Origin of the sequence: Spirosoma spitsbergense DSM 19989, from assembly GCF_000374085.1 — a bacterium.
Taxonomy (GTDB): domain Bacteria; phylum Bacteroidota; class Bacteroidia; order Cytophagales; family Spirosomataceae; genus Spirosoma; species Spirosoma spitsbergense.
On record NZ_KB893480.1, the window covers coordinates 1 to 3,884 of the forward strand.

At 41.3% G+C, this 3,884-nt stretch carries 2 protein-coding genes; one reads left to right on the plus strand and one right to left on the minus strand.

The annotated features are described in order from the left end of the window. Positions 1-70: 70 nt before the first annotated feature. Positions 71-1,591, minus strand: coding sequence for an ATP-binding protein (locus tag B157_RS0110785; protein ID WP_020603340.1), 1,521 nt, complete (start codon positions 1,589-1,591; stop codon positions 71-73). 179 nt (positions 1,592-1,770) lie between these two features. On the opposite strand from B157_RS0110785, the gene B157_RS35040 reads away from it, so the two are divergent. Beyond that, on the plus strand, positions 1,771-3,798 hold the full coding sequence (locus B157_RS35040) for an NACHT domain-containing protein (RefSeq protein WP_020603341.1): 2,028 nt from the start codon (positions 1,771-1,773) through the stop codon (positions 3,796-3,798). Positions 3,799-3,884 lie beyond the last annotated feature (86 nt).

Consider the following 3,884-nt stretch of genomic DNA (forward strand, 5'->3'; position numbering starts at 1 on the left):
TTTTGTTTGGTTAGCACCCAAAACTACCAATTTCGGCTCATATGCCCTTTAAACGCCGGTTTTAAGAATTTCACAATCCCATAGTTCGCGTTAAAGTTAGTTCACTGAGGTTATCTGAAGTGGTATTCACCCAGCGTACTGCAAAATCCAGGTATTTAGGACTTCGTAGAACATGGCGTATTTGTGGGTTGGAAGCTAGTGGCCGGAGTTTCGGAAAAGCTTGTAAAACCTGCTCAAATTCGCCTTCTTCACCTTCAGACAGTAAGGCCACTTCAAGTACAGAAACATTAGATAGCGCGTACTTTTGAATCAGAAGTTCGACTGCGTAAGTCCTTGATGATGCGACCACACTTACACCTTTTATTCCATTTAAGAAGTGCATAAGTTGCCGAAAGGCATTATCAGGATCCCCCTCCAACAGTTTCTCTAGACTGTCAATAAATACTACTTTTTGAGGTATCGCAGCCAGACAGGCTGTAAGTTGAACTAAACTATTGGAAACCCCTAATCCACTAAAAACCTGCCCTAATTGCGACTGATTAAACTGATCCGCTTTGAATGTAAGTACGGTTGTATTAGGTATTAATTCCGAAACAACCTCCTTGATGATTGCCGATTTTCCGGTTCCTGGCTCACCTGTCACAATAGTTAATGAGTGACTGCTTAGTAGTGCAGCAAGCCGGTTCCGTAACTCAGGCCGAGGTAAATGTAGACCAGCAATCGTATCGGTGAGCGGACCTAATATAGCCTGGCTATCATCTTGTAGTTTTTTAATAGATATATAGCTATCGTGTAGACGGGCCAATTCAAAATATGCAGCAAAGAATTGATCCTGAAGACTTTCAAAAGTTACACTACCACCGTTCTTATTGAGTTCAGCAACGTAGGCAAATATGCTATCCCATATTTCACTTGCGGATATCGATGCAGTTCGGTTCTTACATAGTTCGAGTAGATTAAGGAAATTTGTTTTGCTCTGACTACTTTCTTGACTAAAGTCATAGTCAAGAACCATTAAGCAGCGCAGAAACCGCCAAAGCTGTTCGTCATCGACAATAACCCCTGCATTAACTTTCTGCAACACTTCAGAGAAAATTGCCAACGTCTTTTTTTTGCTGTCTATCCGATTCACTTCCAGATAGAAATCAGCCGCTGAAGCCTTCGATTTAGCCCAATTGAGTAGTGTGAGAGTATCCTGACGGTCAGCTTGCGACAAAGCACTCTTAATAATGAGTAGTCGATCAAGCGTGGGGTTGAATTCAGCTGGATTAATAAAGTCCTGCCAAAAGGCAGTCATCACTTCCTCGAAGGTGGCATTTTTTGAAGTAATTGAAAGGTTGTGCTTGATTTGAGCCAGTAACTTGTGTTCGCCTTGATGAGAACGTACTCGAATAAGTAGATCATCTGTATGAAAGCCTAATCGAGTCGTCTGAAAAGCAACTTCGTTAAGCTCACCAGTTGGTAATCCAGGAACTTTGCCCTTCAAGAGTAAGGTGATTATAAATGCAGTTTGAACACTTAACTCAAATACTGTACCACCTCCCCCCTTGGAAAATACGCTGCTATGATCCTCTGTAACAGGTTGATTCATTATATGTAATTGACTACTTACTATAGCACTTGTCCCTTAATTTAGTGAATTTTCTGATCAAAACTAGCCCAAACACCGGTATAACCCATTTTGATTCTTATGAAAACTATATTAAACGAAGTATTCTTTATACAATCCTTTTATTAACTATATTAGGATAAAGCAGCGACGAAAAAACCTTGGAACAGTTCATAAATATTAATCGCTTATTTAATCAGTTACCGATTGAGTATACCTATGCTTCAAAGGATGACGACATTGATTTAACTGGATTTAATCGTTTTCAGCAGGGGGGGGCGCTTGATTGGAAAGAATTGTTGGAAACGTACCGAGTCGTTATACTTGCTGAAGCTGGAGCTGGCAAAACACAAGAGATTCGCCATGCCACGCAGATGCTACGAACAGTTGATAAATGTGCTTTTTTCATACGTTTAGAACATATAGCGGATGATTTAGAAAGCGCATTTGAAATAGGAACTTATCAAGAGTTTCAGAGCTGGTTAAATTCAAATGAAGAAGGATGGTTACTGCTCGACTCTGTGGACGAAGCCCGGTTGAAAGATCCAAAGGATTTTGAACGTGCTGTTAGAAAACTGGCCTCCCGAATATCAATGGCCATTCCAAGGACACATCTTATCATTACCTCACGAATTACGGCCTGGAGACCGAAAACTGATTTAACATTCTGCAACGCTAGATTTCCTGATTTACTTCCCGCTCAAAGGAGGAATAAAAATGATACCAGTGATGACATTTCTTCAAAAGAAACTTCTTCACTTCCACCGCTATACCAACCTATTTATACGAATAAGCAGCAGGAAACAGGTTTCAAAGTATATACATTAACCGACCTGACAAGTGATCAAATTTCTGTTTTTGTAATAGAGAAAGGGGTAAAGAACAGCACTGAATTCTTACGAGAATTAGAACGCCGAGACGCTTGGGCCTTTACTACCCGTCCTCAGGACCTTGAAGAACTATTAGAATTTTGGACTGATAAACAGCGCGTTGGAACCCGTTTTGAGTTGATAGAACACAGCGTCAAGCGAAGGCTTGAAGAACGGGATCAGGATAGAGCTGATTCTAGACCTTTTACGGTTGAAAAAGCTCAGAAAGGAGCTCGCATGCTGGCTTCAGCATCCGCGCTGATGCATGAGTCTATCTTCCAAGTTCCAGATGGGACAACTAATTTAAAAGGCATCGATGTAAAGTCAATTTTAACTGATTGGGACGATAAAGAGATCCAAATCTTGTTAAGTCGTCCACTATTTGATGAAGCCATTTATGGCACTGTTCGCTTTCACCACCGTTCGGTTCGGGAATATTTAGCAGCAGTGTGGTTCGCTGAGGAATTAAAGAAGGCAGGGTCTCGGCAAAAGATTGAACGGTTGTTTTTTCGCACCCAGTATGAACAAGTGATTATCATACCTTCTATGAGGCCAGTTTTATCATGGCTGGTTTTATTTGACTCTGAGTTGTTGCTAAAAGTTTATGCGCTTGAACCTGAGCTAATTTTAGAAGGGGGCGATCCGAGTAGAGTGCCACTTGAGTTGAGACGGAAAATACTCTCTTCGGTCTGTCAAAAACTAGATTCAGCTTCTTTCCATAGGTCTTTTGAGGAGCGGATTGCTTTACAGCGCTTTGCCTCACCTGACCTAGTGGGCGATATTATAAACTTACTGGAGGCTTATAGGCACAATATAAACGTTACCACCTATTTACTTAATCTAGTTTGGCAGGGACAAATGAAAGCGGCTCTGCCGGCTGCCTTGAGTTTCGCTTTGGATCGAACAAGAGGGGAGCATACCCGAATTGCTGCCATAAGAGTGGTTAAAGAAATAGGAACGAAGGCCGACTTGGATGCCGTATGTACTTATTTCCTCAGCCAAGAAAATTCCCATGGTAGGGGAATTCTGGCTGAGTTAGTTGATAGTTTAGAAACATCCCAGGAATCGATAGCTTGGCTCTTGAAAGCATTAAAGAACACGCCAGATGAAAATAGATACGATTCTGACCACTTGGGTTATTCCTTATTAGAATTCGTAAACCGAGCTGATCTGGACGCAGTATCCAATTTGGTAGAAGGTATCGATCCACTTTTACACTGTCAGCCGGTTATTGAGCAGAGATACTGTGAAATATCGATTCAATATGGTTGGTTATTGAATCTTAGCATAAGAGCTGTTGAAAAGTTAATTATTAACTGATGTTACGCAGCCTTGGCCAATAGAGTAGATTGACTTTTGAGGCTGTTGAGTTCCTGCAAAGCCAACTTAGTTGCATTTAGCGTCAG